This window comes from Zhongshania aquatica (assembly GCF_027257955.1).
GTDB lineage: Bacteria > Pseudomonadota > Gammaproteobacteria > Pseudomonadales > Spongiibacteraceae > Spongiibacter > Spongiibacter aquatica.
The window spans coordinates 282,249-303,287 of the sequence record NZ_JANZNQ010000002.1; the positions used below are offsets into that span (position 1 = coordinate 282,249).

Annotated in this window: 19 protein-coding genes; 13 read left to right on the forward strand and 6 right to left on the reverse strand. The window is 49.4% G+C overall.

From position 1 onward, the window contains the following. Positions 1-77: 77 nt before the first annotated feature. Both O9X78_RS03260 and O9X78_RS03265 read left to right on the forward strand, forming a co-directional pair. The gene (locus tag O9X78_RS03260) at positions 78-425 is read left to right on the forward strand and encodes a DUF6489 family protein (RefSeq protein WP_269618180.1); all 348 of its coding nucleotides are present in this window, start codon (positions 78-80) and stop codon (positions 423-425) included. 33 nt (positions 426-458) lie between these two features. Beyond that, positions 459-2,045: a carbon-nitrogen hydrolase family protein gene (locus tag O9X78_RS03265; protein ID WP_269618181.1), complete on the forward strand. Its 1,587-nt coding sequence runs from the start codon at positions 459-461 to the stop codon at positions 2,043-2,045. A gap of 92 nt (positions 2,046-2,137) precedes the next feature. On the opposite strand, the gene msrA is transcribed toward O9X78_RS03265, so the two are convergent. Continuing rightward, a complete protein-coding gene (gene msrA / locus O9X78_RS03270; protein ID WP_269618182.1) occupies positions 2,138-2,782 on the reverse strand; it encodes a peptide-methionine (S)-S-oxide reductase MsrA in 645 nt (214 codons plus the stop codon). A 214-nt stretch (positions 2,783-2,996) separates the two neighbouring features. On the opposite strand from msrA, the gene speD reads away from it, so the two are divergent. The 6 genes from speD (at position 2,997) to O9X78_RS03300 (ending at position 12,429) form a co-directional block, all read left to right on the forward strand. Further along, entirely contained in the window at positions 2,997-3,452 is a 456-nt protein-coding gene (gene speD / locus O9X78_RS03275) for an adenosylmethionine decarboxylase (RefSeq protein WP_269618183.1), read from the forward strand. Beyond that, positions 3,445-4,293 (forward strand): polyamine aminopropyltransferase, encoded by an 849-nt coding sequence (speE, locus tag O9X78_RS03280; RefSeq protein WP_269618184.1) that lies wholly within the window; start codon positions 3,445-3,447, stop codon positions 4,291-4,293. Before speD ends, speE begins: the two co-directional genes overlap by 8 nt. A gap of 284 nt (positions 4,294-4,577) precedes the next feature. Further along, a complete protein-coding gene (locus O9X78_RS03285) occupies positions 4,578-6,833 on the forward strand; it encodes an Orn/Lys/Arg family decarboxylase (RefSeq protein ID WP_269618185.1) in 2,256 nt (751 codons plus the stop codon). A gap of 434 nt (positions 6,834-7,267) precedes the next feature. Next, positions 7,268-9,949: an OmpA family protein gene (locus tag O9X78_RS03290; protein ID WP_269618186.1), complete on the forward strand. Its 2,682-nt coding sequence runs from the start codon at positions 7,268-7,270 to the stop codon at positions 9,947-9,949. A gap of 65 nt (positions 9,950-10,014) precedes the next feature. Continuing rightward, positions 10,015-11,688 (forward strand): ShlB/FhaC/HecB family hemolysin secretion/activation protein, encoded by a 1,674-nt coding sequence (locus O9X78_RS03295; RefSeq protein WP_269618187.1) that lies wholly within the window; start codon positions 10,015-10,017, stop codon positions 11,686-11,688. 558 nt (positions 11,689-12,246) lie between these two features. Continuing rightward, entirely contained in the window at positions 12,247-12,429 is a 183-nt protein-coding gene (locus tag O9X78_RS03300; protein WP_269618188.1) for a hypothetical protein, read from the forward strand. Here the strand turns inward: O9X78_RS03300 and O9X78_RS03305 are convergent. Then, the gene (locus O9X78_RS03305; RefSeq protein ID WP_269618189.1) at positions 12,404-13,345 is read right to left on the reverse strand and encodes a type II secretion system F family protein; all 942 of its coding nucleotides are present in this window, start codon (positions 13,343-13,345) and stop codon (positions 12,404-12,406) included. The two genes, O9X78_RS03300 and O9X78_RS03305, sit on opposite strands and share 26 nt — an antisense overlap. Positions 13,346-13,493: 148 nt before the next feature. On the opposite strand from O9X78_RS03305, the gene O9X78_RS03310 reads away from it, so the two are divergent. The 5 genes from O9X78_RS03310 to O9X78_RS03330 all read left to right on the forward strand — a co-directional run bounded on the left by O9X78_RS03310 (position 13,494) and on the right by O9X78_RS03330 (position 17,015). Beyond that, entirely contained in the window at positions 13,494-13,976 is a 483-nt protein-coding gene (locus O9X78_RS03310; protein ID WP_269618190.1) for a DnaJ domain-containing protein, read from the forward strand. A gap of 82 nt (positions 13,977-14,058) precedes the next feature. Beyond that, positions 14,059-14,403, forward strand: coding sequence for a hypothetical protein (locus tag O9X78_RS03315; RefSeq protein ID WP_269618191.1), 345 nt, complete (start codon positions 14,059-14,061; stop codon positions 14,401-14,403). A 63-nt stretch (positions 14,404-14,466) separates the two neighbouring features. After that, the gene (gene htpX / locus O9X78_RS03320; protein ID WP_269618192.1) at positions 14,467-15,354 is read left to right on the forward strand and encodes a protease HtpX; all 888 of its coding nucleotides are present in this window, start codon (positions 14,467-14,469) and stop codon (positions 15,352-15,354) included. Beyond that, the gene (locus tag O9X78_RS03325) at positions 15,354-15,998 is read left to right on the forward strand and encodes a class II aldolase/adducin family protein (protein ID WP_269618193.1); all 645 of its coding nucleotides are present in this window, start codon (positions 15,354-15,356) and stop codon (positions 15,996-15,998) included. Before htpX ends, O9X78_RS03325 begins: the two co-directional genes overlap by 1 nt. 222 nt (positions 15,999-16,220) lie before the next feature. Continuing rightward, positions 16,221-17,015, forward strand: a complete 795-nt coding sequence (locus O9X78_RS03330; RefSeq protein WP_269618194.1) for a putative porin — start codon at positions 16,221-16,223, stop codon at positions 17,013-17,015. Between the two features lie 79 nt (positions 17,016-17,094). On the opposite strand, the gene hrpB is transcribed toward O9X78_RS03330, so the two are convergent. The 4 genes from hrpB to O9X78_RS03350 form a co-directional block, all read right to left on the reverse strand. Continuing rightward, positions 17,095-19,629, reverse strand: a complete 2,535-nt coding sequence (gene hrpB / locus O9X78_RS03335) for an ATP-dependent helicase HrpB (RefSeq protein ID WP_269618195.1) — start codon at positions 19,627-19,629, stop codon at positions 17,095-17,097. 98 nt (positions 19,630-19,727) lie between these two features. Then, positions 19,728-20,396: a 16S rRNA pseudouridine(516) synthase gene (locus O9X78_RS03340; RefSeq protein ID WP_269618196.1), complete on the reverse strand. Its 669-nt coding sequence runs from the start codon at positions 20,394-20,396 to the stop codon at positions 19,728-19,730. 205 nt (positions 20,397-20,601) lie between these two features. Further along, entirely contained in the window at positions 20,602-20,820 is a 219-nt protein-coding gene (locus O9X78_RS03345; RefSeq protein ID WP_269618197.1) for a hypothetical protein, read from the reverse strand. After that, on the reverse strand, positions 20,817-21,020 hold the full coding sequence (locus tag O9X78_RS03350; protein ID WP_269618198.1) for a CsbD family protein: 204 nt from the start codon (positions 21,018-21,020) through the stop codon (positions 20,817-20,819). Before O9X78_RS03350 ends, O9X78_RS03345 begins: the two co-directional genes overlap by 4 nt. Positions 21,021-21,039: the final 19 nt, after the last annotated feature.

Sequence of the window (21,039 nt, forward strand, 5' to 3'; positions counted from 1 at the left end):
CAACGCTGGATTCTCGCTAGCAAAGATACGCAACTCAGTGACATACTGACTGCGGAATATAATACGGAGCATGGTGTATGAAAATTCATGTCGAGGTGGAAATAAGCCCAGAAGAAATGCGTCGTTTGGTTGGGCTTCCAGACGCTCAGCCACTCTGGGATGCGGTATACAAACGTATCGGTGAAGGCGACTCAGAAATGATTCAGCAAATGGCCAAAACGGCATTTACTGAGGGCATGAAAACCATCGATTTATCGGCGCGGGTACTTAAGTCTCTCAGTGGCTTTGCAACTAGTCGCAAGGCCGCCGATAAAACCGCAGCGGAAACAAAGTCATCGACCACAAGCGACGAAAAAGCTCCAAAACCAGCGGCTAGTAAAGCTGCTCCCACCCGCCGCAGCGCGTCCAGTAAAAGTAAAACTTAATCGCTACTCTCGCCCAAACTAGAGAACGTTACCATGGCAAATACAACCGCGGGCAGCAAAAATATTGCTGCCTCTGGCAAAGTCCTGCGGGTTCGCACCGCAACACTGGCAGATATACCGGCAATTGCAGCGCTATCTAAGCGCGTCTACACCGGCACTGGTATTGACCCTTACTCTCGCGCTGAATTACGCGGCCAACTTAATAATTTCGCTGAGGGGAAATTCGCAGTCACCCTAGACGAAGAAATTGTCGGCTATTGCGCGACCTTTCGAGTCAGCGGCGAGGTCTGCTTAAGACCACACAGCTGGGCGTCTATTACAGCAAATGGCTACGGCACCCGACATGACCCCGAAGGGGAATGGCTATACGGTATGGAGGTGTGCGTAGACAGCAGCGTTCGCGGCTACCGTATTGGTCAGCGGCTCTACAATGCCCGTAAAAAATTGTGTGAAGAACTCGGCTTAAAAGGCATTGTTTTTGTTGGTCGCCTACCAAGTTTGGCGCGACGCATTAAAAAATATGGCACCGCCGAAAACTACCTGGACGCCGTGGTAAATCAAAGAACGCGGGACCCAGTATTGTCGTTCCAGCTCCGCAATGATTTTGAAGTCATCGACCTCATGCCAAACTATTTGGTCGATGACAAAGACTCAATGGGTTATGGCGTGCATCTGGTATGGCACAACCCGAAAGTTGAAACTGCCGCGAATGTCGCGCACACAAAACGTCATGGTGGTCGTCAACCAGACACTGTCAGGGTGGGCACGGTGCAATATATGCAGCGGCGCGTGACCTCATTCGTCGAGTTCATGTCTTTCATCGAATACTTTGTCGACGTGGTTGCCGACTACAAAGGCGACTTTGTGGTATTCCCGGAGCTCATCACCCTGCAGTTGCTGTCTATCGAAGATCAAGAGTTAACACCGATTCAGTCTATCGAAGCACTGACCAAATATACGCCTCGCTACGTTGAAGCGATGCAAGACTTAGCCGTGCGATACAACATCAATATCATTGGTGGATCGCACCCTACTCGCGTCGCCAACGGCAGGGTTGAAAATATCTCCTACGTCTTCCATCGCGACGGACGCGTCGATGAGCAGGCGAAAATTCACCCCACGCCAAATGAGGTGTATTGGTGGAATATTGAAGGTGGCAACGAGTTACAAGTTATCGATACCGATTGCGGCCCCATCGGCGTGTTAATTTGCTACGACTCTGAATTCCCAGAGCTTGGTCGTCACTTGGTAGATCAGGGCGCGGAAATTCTGTTTGTGCCTTTCTGTACCGACGAGCGCCAAAGCTATATGCGAGTGCGCTATAGCTGTCAGGCTAGAGCCGTTGAAAATCAGGTCTATGTGGTTATGTCTGGCAATGTCGGCAACTTACCCAACGTGGCCAATATGGATATTCAATACGCGCAGAGTTGCATTCTCACACCGTGTGACTTCCATTTTGCCCGTGATGGTATCGCCGCCGACACCACCCCGAATGTGGAAACCGTGGCCATTGCTGATTTGCGTCCTGAATCTTTACGGATAGCTCGCAACAGCGGCACGGTGCAGAACTTACGTGATCGCCGTCACGACCTTTATCAAATGAAATGGCGGGGGAATTAATAGCAAAACGCTGAATGGGAGACGGGAAACGCTACAAAATCGAAAGCCCGGTTTCTTTGCATTTTCCGTCTCCCGTCAAGCATCTCCCTCCTTTACAAAGCGCAGCTCACACCTGTGCCGCCCAAACCGCAGTAGCCACCGGGATTTTTATCGAGATATTGCTGGTGGTAAGGCTCGGCATAATAGAACTCACCGGCCATCACAATCTCGGTTGTCACTTCTGGCAACCCCCCTTTGGCCAAGGCGTCTTGATACACGACTAAAGATGCCTTGGCTTTCTCTTGCTGCTCAGGCGTAGAGCAGTAAATACCAGAGCGATACTGGGTGCCGACATCATTACCCTGCCGCATTCCCTGGGTGGGGTTGTGGCTTTCCCAAAATAGTTTAAGCAGAGTTTGAAAACTGACTTGTCCGGGGTCAAATACCACCAGCACCACTTCGTTGTGGCCAGTCATACCCGAGCAAACTTCTTCATACGTCGGATTCGGAGTGTGCCCGCCGCTGTAACCCACGGCGGTTGTGTAAACACCTTTCTGTTGCCAAAACTTACGCTCGGCCCCCCAAAAACAGCCCAAACCAAACACAACCTGCTCCATACCCGCTGGGAAGGGTGGCGTTAGCGAGGTTTTTAACACCGTATGCATGGCGGGTACTGCCATTTTTTCGGCGCGACCTGGCAAGGCCTGATCAGCACTCGGAATCACGGCAGGTTTGCGATAGCGATCAAAAATACTCATTTTTCGGGCTCCTCTGAAAACGTTCGTGGCCTAGCGCTACTATGCCCTGAATACCCCGTATGCCGCCACCCCCGCTAATCACGAAAAAACACTGATTGCTCAATGACTTTGGCATCGGCCAGCAGGGGGATTTTTCCGGGATTTTTTATTGCTATTTGGGGTGAAACACGTTTAAATCGCCGGCTCTTTAACCAACGCGGGGGATTTATGCTAAATGAAAAGCTTAGATCATATGCCTTCTCTGGAGGCCGGCGCAGCCACGTGTAATCCGATTACACAATCGGACGAAAATCTAGACCACTTCATTCTTCGTGACGGCGTAGCGTACGCAGGCACACACCTTATCATCGACCTTTGGGGCGCCTCCCATCTCGATGAGCTTCCCCGCATGGAAAAAGCGTTCATTGACTGTGTCAAAGAATGTGGTGCAACGTTGCTGCACATCCATATGCACCACTTTACCCCCAACGGTGGTATTTCAGGTGTTGCGGTGTTAGCTGAGTCTCATATTAGCGTCCACACCTGGCCAGAACGCGATTATGCTGCGTTTGATGTCTTCATGTGCGGTGACGCCAAGCCCGAACTGGCAGTGGAAATCCTGCAAAAGGCCTTCTCCCCCTCGCGTATCGAGGTAGGTGAAAACCTGCGCGGGAGAATGGACGATGTCTGAGTGGTTCGACGAAACACTCCACGACGCCTACCATCAGGGCTTTAAAGTTCGCGAGGTCTTGTTTGAAAGCAAGACTGAGCATCAGCATTTAATCATTTTTGAATCCGGCAGCTTCGGCAGAGTAATGGCGCTCGACGGCATTATTCAAACCACCGAACGCGACGAGTTCATCTACCATGAGATGCTGGCGCACACACCCTTATTTGCCCACGGCAATGCCAAAAATGTCCTTATTATTGGCGGCGGCGACGGCGGCTTATTGCGTGAAGTATTGAAACACCCCGAAGTTGAAAGCGTTGTACAGGTTGAAATTGACCAGGCCGTGATCGACATGTGCGTACAATATTTGCCCAATCATTCTGCCGGTGCTTATGAAAATTCACGTGCGGAAATCGTGATCGGTGACGGCATTGATTTTGTTTCGCAATGCGATCGCCAGTTTGACGTTATTTTGTCTGACAGCACTGACCCGATCGGGCCAGGTGAAGTTTTATTCACATCGCCGTTCTATCAGGGTATTCAGCGTTGCCTGAAGCCGGGCGGGATATTTGCAGCACAAAATGGCGTTGCCTTTATGCAGCCTGAAGAAGTGAGTACTACCTATAAACGCCTGTCGCCACTATTTGCCGATACTGCGTTTTACGCAGCCGCAGTGCCAAGCTATGTGGGTGGTATTATGACCTTTGCTTGGGCCAGTGAAACCAGTGCACCACGCGAACTCGATTTAAGTACGCTGACCAATCGCTACCTTGCCAGTGGCATCAAAACGCGTTACTACAATCCAGCCCTTCACATGGGTGCCTTCGCGCTTCCACAATACCTTGTGGACAGCTTAGGATAAGCTTGAATACCAGCAAGCTCCCGAATTTGCTGGTATTCAACTGTAAACACAGTGTCGCAACCCAGCAATATCCCCCACTATCCATTCGTCGCCCAGAGCGCTTTTTGCACCTCAATGGCTGACAGCTGTCACAGATTATTGATAGGGTAGAAAAATGACGAGACTAAACCATAAAAAGGTTTCAAAATCAGCGCTCGCGAAAATAGCGTAAACTATCGCCAACGCGTTAACTAAGGGCCCGATAACATATCGGGAATCGCCAAACACCAACAATGGCCGTATAAATGAAATTTCGTTTCCCCGTTGTCATCATTGACGAAGACTTTCGCTCAGAGAATATTTCAGGTTCAGGTATTCGTGATCTTGCCGATGCCATAAGTAAAGAAGGCATGGAAATCGTTGGCCTGACCAGCTACGGCGATTTAACTGCTTTCGCCCAACAGGCTAGCCGAGCATCTTGTTTTATTTTGTCGATAGACGATGAAGAGTTCGGTGACGGCAGTGACGAAACCGTTGGTCAAGCGCTGGAGTCCATCGCCGAGTTCATGACCGCGGTACGCCAACGCAACACTGACATCCCGGTATTCCTATATGGTGAAACACGCACCTCGCGCCACATTCCTAATGAAATATTGCGCGAACTGCACGGCTTCATTCATATGTTTGAAGACACCCCGGAGTTCGTTGCTAGGCACATCATCCGCGAAGCAAACAAATACCTGTCGTCGTTAGCACCACCATTTTTCAAAGCTCTGATGAACTACGCGAGCGACAGCTCCTATTCATGGCACTGCCCCGGCCACTCCGGCGGCGTGGCATTTTTAAAGAGCCCAGTTGGGCAGATGTTCCATCAGTTCTTTGGCGAAAATTTACTGCGCGCCGACGTGTGCAACGCGGTAGAAGAGCTTGGGCAACTACTGGATCACACAGGTCCGGTCAGTGCCAGCGAAAACAATGCCGCCCGTATCTTTGGCTGTGATCATTTGTTCTTTGTTACCAACGGCACATCAACATCAAACAAAGTGGTGTGGCACTCTACCGTCGCGCCCGGCGATATCGTGGTCGTTGACCGCAACTGTCACAAATCGATTCTGCACAGCATTATTATGACCGGCGCTATACCGGTGTTCTTAATGCCAACGCGTAACCACTACGGCATTATCGGCCCGATTCCAAAGAGCGAATTTGATCCCGCCGCGATTCGCAAAAAGATTGAAGAGCACCCGTTTGCCCGGGATGCAGTCGATAAAAAGCCGCGGATTTTAACCATAACCCAAAGCACCTACGACGGGATTGTGTATAACGTCGAAGAGATAAAAGACATTCTCGACTCAACCATCGATACCCTGCATTTCGATGAAGCGTGGTTGCCACACGCAGCCTTCCATACCTTCTATCACAATATGCACGCAATTGGTTCTGGTCGTCCGCGCTCAGACGACACGCTAGTATTCGCAACGCAATCGACTCACAAATTATTAGCTGGGTTGTCGCAGGCGTCGCAAATTCTGGTACAGGACGGCACCCAAAGAAAGCTAGATACCCACAGGTTTAACGAATCTTACCTCATGCATTCATCTACCAGCCCTCAGTACGCGATTATCGCGTCCTGTGACGTGGCTGCGGCGATGATGGACCCACCAGGCGGCACAGCACTAGTAGAAGAGTCTATTCTTGAGGCCTTGGACTTCCGTCGCGCAATGCGCAAAGTTGATGCCGACTATGGTGACGATTGGTGGTTCCGCGTGTGGGGACCAGAAACACTGGCAGAAGAAGGTATTGGCGATCGTGACGACTGGGTCATTCACTCAGACGACAGCTGGCACGGATTTGGTGAAATTGAATCGGGCTTCAATATGCTCGACCCCATTAAAGCCACCATCATCACGCCAGGCTTGGATGTCGACGGAAACTTTGACGACATCGGTATTCCAGCCTCAATTGTCAGTAAGTACCTAGCAGAACACGGTATCATTATTGAGAAAACGGGCATGTATTCGTTCTTTATCATGTTCACCATCGGCATCACGAAAGGCCGCTGGAATTCGATGGTAACCGAACTACAACAGTTTAAAGATGACTACGATCAAAACTTACCGCTGTGGCGGGTAATGCCGCAATTTGCAGAAAAATACCCACTGTACGACAAAGTTGGCTTGCGCGACCTATGTAGCAATATCCACAATGTGTATAAAGAATACGATCTCGCTCGCATCACTACCGAGATGTATTTGTCTGAAATGGAGGCCGCAATGATTCCGGCCGACGCATGGTCGAAAATGGCTCACAGACAAGTTGAGCGCGTGGCGATTGATGAACTGGAAGGACGGATCACGGCAATGCTAGTGACACCCTATCCGCCGGGTATTCCATTATTAATCCCAGGCGAACGGTTTAACAAAACCATCGTTCGGTATTTACAATTTGTACGCGACTTTAACTCTCGCTTCCCAGGCTTCGAAACAGACTGCCATGGCTTGGTAAAAGAACGGATAAATGGGATTGATCACTACTTTGTAGATGCAGTAATTGATAGCTAACTAATACGTACTGCATTATTAAACAGAGACTATTAGGCCAGCGAGCATAAACGTGCGCTGGCCTTTTTATTGCAAATAATGTCTTGAAACAAAAGTGTCGCAAGCAACGACAAGCGTGCGCAGAAAAATTTACAAAACGCCACTTAATGAGTCCGTTTTCAGAGTAACAAAAATGTCACAAAGAGTAGCAACTGACAGTTAACCGAAATCACCATGCCAAAAACCGTCAAAATTACCCCCTTTTATAGAAACCTGTGATACAGATCTCAAAACTACCCAAGAACCATGCATAGTATTCACGCCATACGCACTTATACTTACCTCGCAGCAAAACTATAATACTGCGTTAGCATACGCATCTGCGCCGAACTGACTCCAAGTACGATTTAACGGATTGGAATTGGAATTATCGACTAATTAGGATGAACAGTATTATGTTTTTAAAACCGCCATCAAGCCTTGCATCTGCCATCATTTTATCCACCGCAGCGAGCCTCTCACTCACCTCCGCCGCCAATGCACAAGACGTTACTAGAATTCTCAATATAGGCGCCTTACTGGCACCCAAAAGCGCCCAAGGTGTAGCTAATAGCAAGTCGATTCTAGCCCCCATCACCAAACCTCTCGGTGACTCACTTGCGCCTTTAGTTGATGCCGTAGACATTGCGCTCGACCCACTGACAGACCCTATCGACGACCAGCTCGGCGCCCCATTACTTGGTGCACTAGCGCCAATTACAGATCCACTACTCGACGCTCTTCAGCCGGTAACCGATCCCGTTGATGGCATCATTGCTGATCTAACAGGTGGCAGCGTAAGCGACGCACTGAGCAATATAGATAAAAATGTGGCTGACGGAGATGGCATTGTTAACGATCTACTCGGCGGACCACAGGTTCCCGGCAGCGGCACAGAGGCTGGCGAGGTGTCGCCACTCGGTTCGATCAGCGCTGCTTTGGGTGCATCACTCGAACCTCTTATCAACGCCATTGATCTCGGTCTAGACCCACTTACCGACGTCGTTGACGATCAATTACTAGAACCAGTTCTCGACGCACTAGCACCGGTATCCGACCCTTTGCTTAAGGCTATTGAGCCTGTCACGGACCCAGTAGACGGCCTAGTAGCCGACTTGACCGGTGGCAGCCTTGAGGACGCCCTAACAAATATTGACGACAATACTGCAGACGGAAACGGTGTCGTAAACGACCTTCTCGGTGGCGAAATAGCCAACACCGCTAGCGGCACCGAAGCGGGAGAGGCATCGATCTTGGCCCCGATATCCGAACCACTCGGCCAGTCCTTAGACAACCTTATTACAGCTGTAGACACCGCATTAGACCCGATTACAAACGCGGTCGATGATCAGCTTGGCGCGCCACTATTAGATGCCTTGGCGCCTGCCGTCGATCCACTACTGGATGCCGTACAACCTGTCACCGATCCAGTGGATGGCTTAATCGCAGACTTAACTGGCGGTAGTGTTGAAGATGCCCTGACGAATAGCGACGACAACACCGCTGACGGCGACGGCATTGTTAACGACTTACTTGGCGGCAACAGCGCGTCATCAGCAGGCGATGGCAGCGAAACCTCGCCTCTCGGCCCAATTTCCACCTCCCTTGGTGAAGGCTTAGCCACATTAATCGACGCTATCGACACTGGCCTAGACCCGTTGACTGACGTGGTTGACGATGAGCTATTAGAGCCAGTTCTTGAGCAACTAACACCGGTTACCGAGCCCGTATTAGCCGCACTTGAGCCCGTTACCAGTCCTGTTGATGCGCTAGTGTTCGACCTAACCGGCGGCAGCTTAGAAGACGCCCTCACCAACAACGATGACAATACCACGGACGGAAATGGCCTCGTCAATGACCTACTTGGCGGCGGCAGTGAAAACACCGACAGTGGCAGCGAAGCCGGAGAGAGCTCTGCCTTGGCCCCCATTACTGGCCCCTTAGGCGACTCAATCAACAATCTGGTCACAGCCCTAGATACAGCACTTGACCCTATTACTGATGCAGTTGACGATCAAGTTGGGGAGCCATTATTAGATGCCTTAGCACCAGCAGTAGATCCGTTACTAGATGCTGTACAACCAGTAACCGACCCTGTCGATGGCATTGTTGCGGATGCTACCGGCGGCAGTCTTGAGGACGCGCTGACGAATACCGACGACAACACCGCTGACGGTGATGGCATTGTCAATGATTTGCTCGCCGGCAACAGTGGGGATACCGGTGAAACATCGCCACTTGAACTAGTAACCGAGCTCGCAGGTGATGCACTCGCTCCATTAATTGACTCACTAGACGAAGGCCTAAACCCATTAACCGATGTGGTTGATAGCCAACTGGGCGAAGAGCTAATCGCTGCGCTATCACCTGCAGTAGATCCAATCTTGTCGATGGCAGCGCCTATCACCGATCCACTGGATGGCGCGGTAGCCGACCTCACTGGCGGTAGCTTGGAAGACGCACTAACCAACAACGACACCAACACCAGTGACGGCAACGGTATTGTGAATGACACACTCGGTGGCGGCGTGAATGGAAACGGCAGTTTAGGCGGCGGCCTAGGGAATGGCCCCTTCGATCAACCAGCACTGATTGCACTGCTAGATCGCGACCTGATGGCGAGCAACCCCAACAGCGGCCAAGGTAGCTGCGCAGATCAGGACGCCGATGGTGTGTGTGACGAGCAAGATGAATGCCCTGAAACACCCATTGGCAAAGCAGTACTTGCCAACGGGTGTCACCTCAGTGAAGCTGCACCGCTGCGTTTGGATGGTGTTTTCTTTGAGTTTAACAGTGCTACGCTAACTGCAAACGCCACCAGAATTCTCGATCAAGCCGCTGCGGTAATCCAACAATCTGACGCTAAAATGATCGAAGTAGCTGGCCATACCGATGACAAAGGCAGCGACATGTACAACCTAAACTTATCGCAAAACCGCGCGCAATCAGTAAAGCGTTACCTGACCGACCATGGCGTAGAAAGCGATCGCCTAAGTGCTCAGGGTTACGGCGAAAGCAAACCCATTGCCGACAATCTTAGCGATGCAGGCCGTGCAGAAAATCGCCGCGTCGAACTGTCAATAATCAACGCCGAGTAACCACAACACCTGCGGCCCGTCACAAGGCGGGCTAATGAATTCTTTTACTTTTTAGGGAGAGTACCATGGCAATCGATTTGCCCCCGGTAATACCACCACAGTTAGCAACCCCCGCACAGGTCAGCGCGTACAGCGCAGTCTCTGCCACCGAGATCTCAGCTACCATCAACGGCACCAATGTGCGGGTCTTAGGGAACCGCTACCTATCAGACAGCGATGTTAAAGGCGTTCTTAGCGCCGCCAAAACGCCAGCCGAAGGTATCATCAATCTGACCAAACGCTACTACCAAAGCGGCCACTTGCTCGTCAGAGTGCGCTATGCCCGAGAAGGCAACGACGTGGTGGTGTTTGTCGAACAACTCACCTTGTCAGAAATTAAAGCAGATGCGGATATTCTTCCCTACTTTGACGGCCTTAACGGCGACACCGATTTAAGTTTTTCCGAATTTGATAAAGCCCGCATCCTAGCGAACCTAAAAGCAGAGCGCGGCGGTTACGAATACAGCATGTCATACGAAGAAACCGGCACCAATGCGGTTGCTTTGGTCATGACAAAAACCGCTGTCGAAAAATACGACAGCACAGACCTTATTTTAGAGGCAAACAACAAAGGCAGCCGTTTCCTTGGCCGCTATTTCGGCTTAGCCGGTGTTAAACACCGCTTTGAAAGTGGCACAGAGCTGTCTCTTGCCTACCAAACTGCGTTTACAGACTTAGGCGAATCCCGCGACGGTGAAGACCTCGATCAATTCAGTCTCTCCATTGATCACCCCTTTGTTAGCGGCCTATACGGCATCGACTTGTCGTATGTTGAATACAGCCGCGACCCTAAATTTGCTCAAACTCGGCAGGGATTATGTTTGCTGGGCTTACTAGACTGTGGCACCACGACCACGATCACGACAGTAAATCTTGATGCGGAAATTCTCCAAGCCGCGTTCCACGGCGAACAAATTCTGTTCAGCAACGTCGAGTCACGTATCTCTTTAACTGAGAAGCTTACCCATACTGACTCCACCCTAGAACAGGCAGGAACCAAAGGAAAATTACTTGAGGAAACCTATCAGGTCATCGACATTGGACTTAAATATCAAAAAACGCAGTACAAAACCGAGGAATTGCCCGCGGCACAACTCTATGTCGGCCTGAACTTTTTAGCCGGTTATGGCGACGGTGGCACGCTGGACAATTACGACGAATACCAGGCCGCCTACAAAACTCAATTTCCTGGCACGGCTGTCCCAGATGTAGTTCCGGCAGCACGTACGGCGGAATTCCTCGCCCTGTTACCCAACGCGCGGTATATGGTTGGTATTGCAGATGACACCGTTCTGTCGTTTTCTGCCAATGGCCAATTTGCCGATGAGCAGCTGCCACAGCAGCAGCAATATGTATTGGGTGGCATGAACACCCTAAGCGCTTACTTACCCGGCGTTTTAATCGGTGATCAAGGCTACTACGTAGATGCCAGTCTGGAGAAAACCTTTACGTTTAACGACTTTAAAATTTCACCGTCTGCGTTTATCGAGTACGGTGCTGCGTGGTTTAACAATACCAATAGTGAGCTGGGAGATGTTCAAAGCATCGCCGATGCCGGTGTTAAGTTAAGAATAGAATTTAGCGACTACCTATTCACAGAGTTTGTTGCCGCCCTGCCTGTTTACGACGATGTGGCTAATAGCGACGAACTAGATGCTTTAGAGGCAGACTTCTTCTGGCGCATTCGCTTTACCTTTTAAAGACGCACCCAAGCAATATTCGGCACGATTGCCGAGTATTGCTTGGATTTGGCCAAACCCTCTCCCCAAACCACCCTCACAAGCCATCTTGACTTTTCTCAGTCAGCGCCATTTAATTGGCTGGCCTGAACTTTGCTTGCACACAAGTGTCTGAACAAACATCCTAAATAACGCCAAATGCGTACATAGGATGTTAAAAGACAGATTTAGGCAATTGATAATAACCTCATATTGGCTCGCTTTTCCTCGTAAAAGCCCGCGTAACAAGGTTCTCAGCACCGCAGGTGCTTACACCGACACTTCGGATCAGTTGCTCAAAATACGATGGTTTTATTCAGGCCACCCGAGCAGGTGTTGTAAAAACCACTATTTTGATGACCTATGCAGCGACCTACACACGTGGTCGCACCAATAATGGTCAATAAATCACATAGTACTTAAACTAAAAATAACATTGTCATTAGGCTGTCACAGACAACAGAGATAGTAGTTATCGGTAGCGAATACCGAAGCAAGAAGATGATGGAAGAAGGCGCAGAGAGCGCGAAGGAGAAAAAAATGAACAAACAAAGTAACGATATGAACGTAAAGAACCTATGTAGCCGTAAGTTGTGGGAATTATTGAAAAACGCCGAATGGCAGAGCAATACTGAACGTTTTGCAATTGAAAGTGAATTATCTGGCCGCCGTCACTATGTTAAGGAACTCGAGCAGCTTAGCGACCGAGAAACCAGGCATTAATCAAGACGGTATAAGGCAGTAACCCCAGCAACAACCACGGCAAGCTGCCGGACCAGAACGTTAATTGATCTTCACAAGTGCGATGAATGGTCAAGCCCAACTGGGCTGGCACCTGCTTGGCATCGCCCATCTTAGAAACAGACGGCAACTCCACCCCCGCTAAAACCCCACTGCGTAACAGTGCAGTGGAAAATCGTTCCCCCGCCTCCACTTCCGCTGCCAACTTAAAATATCGACGATTGATCGGTGCATCTGGCAAGCGCCGAGCAGACTGTTTTAGCGACTGAGGCAAGGTAAATCCAGCACCAATACAGTCGGCGATATGATTCATATAGTGGTAGCTTTGGTATTGCGACAGTGCGCCACCAAGCCCAGGAATACGATAACCCAGCCCCACAAAACCCTTTCGTAAACTGCGAGAACGTAACACCAACAGCAGCGCGCCATATATCATCGCCACGGGTAGTAAACCCGCTACCGATGCCTGCAGTGTCTCGCTCAAGGTAAACACTCCAGCGCCCAAACCCGACAACGGCAGCAGGACTGCACAGAGAATTACCAGCAAAAGAGGAAGACGTGCGTGATCTTTTAAGCGCTGTTGAAATTCGGCTTGCAATCGATAGTGTTCGGCAAGACGCAAATACATTTTAGCGAGATTGCCAACCGCTAAGCCCAACTGCAAAAACTGCAATTCCCAGTCAAGAAAAACACCGCCATCACGCAACTCTTCCAGCACCACCCTCTGGCCATCTGCAAATTTAGCGGCCACATCATCTAACTGCGCTCGACGGGCAGCCTGCTGCCCCTGACTCAGTAAGGCAACAATCTGGTCCCAATTATTCTCACCGGACTGGCGGGCCTGATACAGTGACTGAAAAAGCACAAAGCGTTGTGCTGGAGAAAATCCAGAGGACATCTAAAATTCCGTTTTCAACATATAAAGACAGCGGCCACAAGAGTGGGTATGTGACGCACAAGGCTTTATACTTTAGCACAGCTAAAAACTGCGATGGCAGGCATAATAACAGCCACGGCAGAGCTTTCTACCGCCCATAAGGAATAACATGATCATTCGCCTATTTTTCGCCGTCGTCGTTTTATACGGCATCTATCGATTTGTAAAACTTGTGCAGAGTAAACCCCCAGAAGAACGACGCGGTTATTACATGACCTTGCTTATTGGCTTGGGTGCGGCAGCACTGGTCTTATTGTCAATCACTGGCCGTGTTCCTCTGATTGCTGGCATTATTGGCGGTGCACTGCCCTTTGTACGCCAGTTGGCGTTGAAATATATTTACCATCGCATCGGTACTAGCAAACAAAAAGACAGCGCAGAAAAAGCCCAGCCCACAGCCTCAGCCATGCCAATGAATAAAGCCCAAGCACTATCAACACTTGGCTTACAGGCTGGCGCCAGCAAAGAAGAGATCATTAGCGCACATCGCAAACTCATGCAAAAATTCCACCCTGACCGGGGCGGCAATGATTTTCTGGCCAGCCAGATCAATCACGCCAAAGATACGTTATTAGATGACAACATCGCATAAATGAAAAGCGCGTGTTCAAGCGACACTTCAAACACGTTAAAATTAATTTCATTCTCTCTAATTAACACGATTTAAGGTATCAATGGCGAACGTATTTGTTATTCAAAATCAGCACGGACACTACCTAAGCAAGCAACTTGAATGGGTTGATGGTCGCGATAAACGCGTACTATTTCGCACTGTTCATCGCGATGAAGCCATCAATATGGTTTTTGAGCAAAGCAGCAAAAACATTGAACTACGTGCTCACCCGCTAGAGTGCGAAACCGATGATAGCGCGCAACCTAAAGTGGAAGCTGGCCCACCTATCATGAGTCAACATGAGGATTTACTGGGCGAGGAAAACCCGGACGCAGATCGCGGCAATTCAGATAAAGGTGAAGGCGAACCTTTGGCTGTAGAGACCGATGAAAAAAATACTCTTTAACTTGAAACTGAGCTCACTAACCACCATCTAATAGTCAGTATCAATTTACCGGAATCTTACCTAATGATGCGTATTTTGCTGTTCCTAGCCACCAATATGGCCATTGTTCTAGTAGCCAGTATTACCCTGAGTTTGCTCGGTGTTGAAAGTATCATGGCCCAAAACGGCGTTGATCTTAACCTAAGCTCTCTGCTGGTATTTTGCGCCGTGTTCGGCATGGCGGGATCACTGGTATCGCTGTTTATTTCCAAATGGATGGCAAAGCGGTCCACACGCACTCAGATCATCGAACAACCAGCCAATAGCAACGAGCGCTGGTTGGTAGAGACCGTTGCCGAATTGGCGCAAAAAGCCGGTATCGGTATGCCAGAAGTCGGTATATTCCCCTCACCACAGGCCAATGCCTTCGCGACAGGTTGGAACAAAAATTCTGCCTTAGTAGCCGTATCAGAGGGTTTGCTAAAACAAATGAAACCCAATGAAATACGCGCCGTACTCGCCCACGAAATCGGCCACGTCGCCAATGGCGATATGATCACCTTGACCCTAATTCAAGGCGTAGTGAATACCTTTGTGATGTTCTTCGCTCGCATTATCGGCCACACCGTAGACCGCGCCGTCTTTAAAACAGAGCGCGGCCACGGCATTGGTTTTTACATTACGACCTTCATTGCAGAAATGGTGCTCGGCATTCTCGCGTCAACTATCGTCATGTGGTTCTCGCGCTGGCGTGAATTTCGGGCCGACGCGGCCGGCGCCAGCCTTGCCGGTCGCAACGATATGATCGCTGCACTGCAACGCCTGCAGTCCCAACAGGATTTACCCGTGGATATGCCCGGCGAAATGACCGCTCTCGCCATCAGTAGCCAGAAGAAAACAAACTTGGCTGCCCTATTCAGTTCGCATCCACCGCTAGAAGTACGAATTCAGGCGCTTCGAGACGCCCAGTAATGGGCTCAAGTAGTGAGAGCGCCCAGCTCGTTGCCGCATTACACGGCATGAGCAGCGCGCAACTCAGCCCCGGCGCCAGTGGCAACGCGTCTGTCAAAACAAGCGATGGCGGCATGTTAATTTCTGCCACAGGACAAGTAGCCGCCAACGCTAGTCCTGCTGAGTTGGTATACATCAGTCCCGATGGTCAGATCGCCGGGGGCCAATTAAAGCCATCAAGCGAATGGCATATGCATTGGCAAATTTACCAAGATCACCAGAATGCGGGCGGTATAGTCCACTGTCATTCGCGCTTTGCCACTGTATTGGCCTGCCAGCGAAGAGAAATACCGGCATTCCACTATATGGTAGCCATTGCGGGTGGTAACTCAATTCCCTGCGCTCCCTATGCTATATACGGTAGCAAAGAGTTGTCTGAGCTTGTTAGCTTAGCCCTTAGCGATCGTAAAGCGTGCTTACTCGCAAACCACGGTCAGATTGCATACAGCAGTGATCCCATCAGAGCACTTGCGCTTGCGAAAGAAGTAGAGGAACTGGCAGCGAATTATTATTTCAGTTTGCAAAACGGCGGCCCAAGCCTACTGAGTGAACAAGAAATGTGTGACGTATTAGCCCAATACGCGAATTACGGACGCCAAACATAGCTTATCAAGATCGCACCATTTTATTGCAATATTACCAAGCATTGACCACTCCCTAGCTAAAACGCCCTGTGTTACTCTCTCCGTCGGTTGCGCCAAAAACAAGCGCATGCTTTGTTTTGGTGCACCCAAATACGGATATATATAAAAATATCACACAAAGGAAATGGCTGTGTCACAAACGAAATATATCGTGGTGCTCAGTTCTTATGGGGAGTAACTAAAATGAAAAAGATATTATTAGCAAGTGCCATCGCGTTGGCAGCAACGGGCCAAGCATACGCAGATTATCAATTTGAGGTGGGCGGTGTTTATACCGACGGTGAAATTGCCAATATCGACTACGACGGCTTTGGCATAGCCGGTGAGTTCCACTTCGACAGAGTCGATACCAGTAAAGGCCCACTGGCAGAAGCCAGCTTCCTCGACAAGTCCTCTTTTATTAATTTTAGCTTACTTAGCGTCGAACCAGACTTAGCTGGTGCTGACGATGTCGATACCACCAGTTTCGGCGGCCGTTTTGTCACCGCGACAAATATCATCATTGAAGCGGATTGGACTAACGTAGACTCTGGTAACAGTGACGACGACACCGTTAGCATTGGCGTGGGCACCTATTTAAACGAAAACACCGACGTCGTAGTAAGCTACACCTCTGAAGACGACAACAATACTGACGTAGATTACCTTAACGTTGCGTTTCACGGCGTAAACGCATTGAACCAAGGCGCGTCTGTTGCCTTTGATGTTGACGTTGGCTATATCGATACCGACAACGACAGCGGCTTTCAAATCGCAGTTGGCGGTACGTATTACTTTAATTCGATGTTTGGTCTTGGCTTGAACGCGGCAGTTCTCGATGTAGGTGATACCTCCAGCGATACTATTAGCATCGAAGCCAGTTTCTTCCCAACTGAGCAGGTTGAAGTTTTTGCTATGATCTTTGACGGCAGTATTGAGAACAATAATGTTGATGTAGATTCAGATGGCATTCTTCTTGGCGCAGCAGTTCGTTTCTAAAATGAATTACCGCTAAGACCAAAGCCCTGCAGCGCAAAGCTGGCAGGGCTTTTTATTTACCGAGAAAACACGCGAAGAACTATTTTTGAGAAGGCCTAGGTTTTAGGCGCGCAGTCGCAACGGCAGTTGTTGGATCATCCGGCCACGGATGTTTTGGATATCTTCCCTTCATTTCCTTTTTTACATCTTGGTAACTACCCTGCCAAAAACCAGCCAAATCTTGGGTAACCTGTAAAGGTCTGCGTGCAGGTGAAAGCAAATGTACCGTCAACACCTGCTTACCATTCGCCACCCGCGGTGTTTCGTGGCAGCCAAACATTTCCTGTAATTTCACCGCCAATACCGGCGGTGATTGTGAATAGTCTATTTTCTTCGTTGAGCCAGAAGGTACAGAAAATAACTCAGGCGCCAAAGCATCTAAAGCCTGCTTCTGCGGCCAGTCCAATAGCGCAGTCAACATCCGACTTAAATCCAAACGCCGAATATCTTGCATTGAGTTCACCCCAATCAAATAGGGTGACAACCACGCATCTAAATTCGCAAGCAAACCTTCGTCGCTGACATCAGGCCAATTGCCCGGCTCACACCCTAGCTGCGCTAACAAAGTCACCCGCGCTCGCCACTGCAGAACAGCCTCAGGCCAATCCATAAGATCCAATCCACGCCGACGCACAAACGCGAGCAATGCCTCTCGCTTTTCATTTTCCGGCACCGAGTTAAGCGTCTCGCTCTGCAGAACGAGTCCGCCTACTGAGCGACGTCGCTCTGCTATAAATCGTCCCTTAGCTTCGCTCCATTCTGCGATGCAATGGGTTTCCACCATGTCAGCTAAGGTACTATCAAAATGGGTAGCGGCTAGTTCGGCGGCCAAATAAATGGTATCGCTGCGACTTCCCGTTGTACCGCCAAGCGCTGCGGCGACTAGATAGGCTGCAGAATTTAAACCGTCTCCCTCCTGAAGCATTGCGGCTCGGCCATTACTTAACACATAGTCTCGACCGCGAACTCGGCGCTGTTTGGCAATGCGATCAGGATAAGCAAAGGCCAATAACAAACCTTCATCTACACCAGCAAGCCCAACGCTGGCCTCTTTAATAGTGCTTCGTGACAATATGCGCAAAAATTGCTGCTGCTGTTTTTTTATCCTCGCTATAACGCCTTTAGATTGACGTTCTACAGGGCGCTCTCCACGCAACATTTCCAAACGCAAAAGAATATCGCCACTTCCCTTTGGAGCAAAATCCCTTTCACTCAAAATAGCAGCCAACTCGCATGCGAATGTTGCATGGCCTAATTCACGACCTTTGATCAACATATGTGCTAAACGAGGATGTACCGGCAAGCTCGCCATCGCCTCACCGTGCGGGGTAATACCAAAACCCTTGTTATTTTTTTCTATTGCACCTAAGACACCAAGTAAATCTAATGCCTGTTGAAACGCCGCAGCCGGTGGTATGTCCATCCAACGCAACTCGCCCGGGTCGCTGATTCCCCAGCGCTGTAATTGCAAACAAAGACTGGCCAAGTCGGCCTGTGCAATCTCTGGCGAGCTAAACGCCAGCAATTCATTATTTTGCGACTCACTCCAAAGTCGATAGCAAACACCGTCGGTCAGTCGCCCCGCGCGGCCAGCACGTTGTTCAGCAGAGGCGCGAGACAGGCGCCGAGTTTCTAAGCGACTCATCCCAGTTCGGGGGTCAAAAGAAGGCACTCGAGACAATCCACTGTCAATGACAACTGTAATACCATCAATTGTTAAGCTGCTCTCAGCAATACTGGTGGCAAACACCACTTTTCGGACACCAGATGCGGTCGGCTCAATAGCGCGCTGCTGGTCCGCAAGACTCAAATCGCCATAGAGTGGTGTCAGTATCACCTTGTCACTTGAATACTCGCCGGACAATGCCGTCACACAACGCCGTATCTCTGCCTGCCCAGGGAGAAAGACTAAGATACTGCCACTATTTTCATCCAGCGCCTGTCGCACCGTCGCACAAACACGATCAATCAAATGCTGCTCTGGTCGATATGAAGAACCATAGCGCAAAGTAACCGGAAACTGACGCCCCACACTGCGCACTACCGGCGCGCCATCGAGTAATGCCGCAACTTTATCGCCATCTAATGTCGCCGACATTAAAAGTAGTTTTAGCGGCACATCACGTAAATCATTAAATAATTTTCGGCTTTCAAGTGTTAATGCCAAACCCAAATCTGCATCTAGACTGCGTTCATGAAACTCATCAAAAATGAGCAATCCCACACCCGCCAACGAGGGATCGTCCTGCAACATGCGCGTCAACACGCCCTCGGTCACAACCTCTATGCGCGTTTTTTCACCCACCACAGTTTCCATCCGCATTCGATAGCCCACGGTTTCGCCAACCCGCTCACCGAGCAAGAAGGACATTCGTGTGGCAGCGGATTTTGCTGCAATTCTACGGGGTTCTAAAAGAACAATACGTTGCCCTACAAGCCATGGCTCAGATAATAACGCTAAGGGAACAAGCGTCGTTTTACCAGCACCGGGAGGCGCTTCCAATACGAGCTCGTGCCCAGTTTCTAGAGCAGAACAAATATCAGGAATCACGGATTGAATGGGTAAATCAGCCATATTTGGCTCACGCTCCAAATTAGCGGCGGTTATGTAGGCGATGAAGTATAGAATAAGTACACGCGAAATAGCGCGACTGTTGAAATCTAAAACACAGTCTAGTCAAGCGACAAACTAAATACTTCTTCTGAACTTAAATATCGGCTCTGTCCGGGAGCCAAACCAAGATCCAGCTCAACAGGCCCGACCGAATGGCGATGCAGAGTTAATACTTCATTCTGAAATCGACCAAACATACGCTTTATTTGATGGTAACGGCCCTCTACCAAACGCAATCTAGCGCAGTAGTCAGAAAGAATCTCTAATTTAACAGGGCGCGTTGTTATACCTTCGTAATCAAAATACATTCCATTGAGAAATGCATCGACATAACGCTCATCCAAAGGCTCTGCTAAGGTGACCGTGTAGGTCTTTTCGATATTTCGCTCAGGTAAACTCAAAGCACGTGACCACTGCCCATCATTGGTCAGCAACAATAGCCCCGTAGAATTAAAATCTAAACGGCCAGCAATATGTAAATCAACAGACGGTGGATCAACAAGTAAATCCAAGACCGTTGTGTGATGTGCATCCTTGGTCGCGCTCACCACACCAGCGGGCTTATTCATCATCAAGTAGCAAGGCACTCGGGCCTGTAAAACCGTATCGTCTACAACGACGTGGGAAAACTGTCCAATCGGGTAGGCAATCTCAGTAACAATCACGCCATCGACCTTAACCCGTTTCTTCGCAAGAAGACCACGCACATCACCGCGCTTAATCCTCATTTGGACACTAATAAATCGATCAAGACGCGAGGAATAAGACTGCACAGACACACTACCCTGTATAATTGACTCCCTTATTATATTCGCTAAGCGTTCTTTTACCCATGTAAAAAGCCGGCTGACATGAAGCTGCATCTTGCAATTTCACACCAGCCGGCTTTTTTACATCAGAATCGGCTTTACCCGATTCCAACTACAAATAGACTTAGCTATGGTCGTCTATTTCATCTTTTACTTCTTCAACGCCCTCTTTATAAGCGTCACCAACATTTTCCATACCTTGGTCAATTCGCTCCCCAGCTTTTTCAGCCGCGCCCTTTTCTTCACAGGCACTAACGGCAAAAACCGCTGTAGCTATCAGAAAAAAGGCAACTAAAACTTTACTATTCCGTGTCGATTTCATACTTCTAAGAATATTTCTCATTTTTCAAATTTCTCCATAATTTGATTTAATTTTTTAGCAACAGATTCTTTAGAGTCGCCATATTTTCTCTGTATTTTTGCAGCTATCTCATCAATATTGCCTTCTGCTTGCAATACTTCATCGTCGGTAAGATCACCCCACTGCTGCTTTACCTTTGCAGTAAATTCACGCCAATGACTTTCTACTTGATCTTTGTTCATAGTCTTTTACTCCATATAG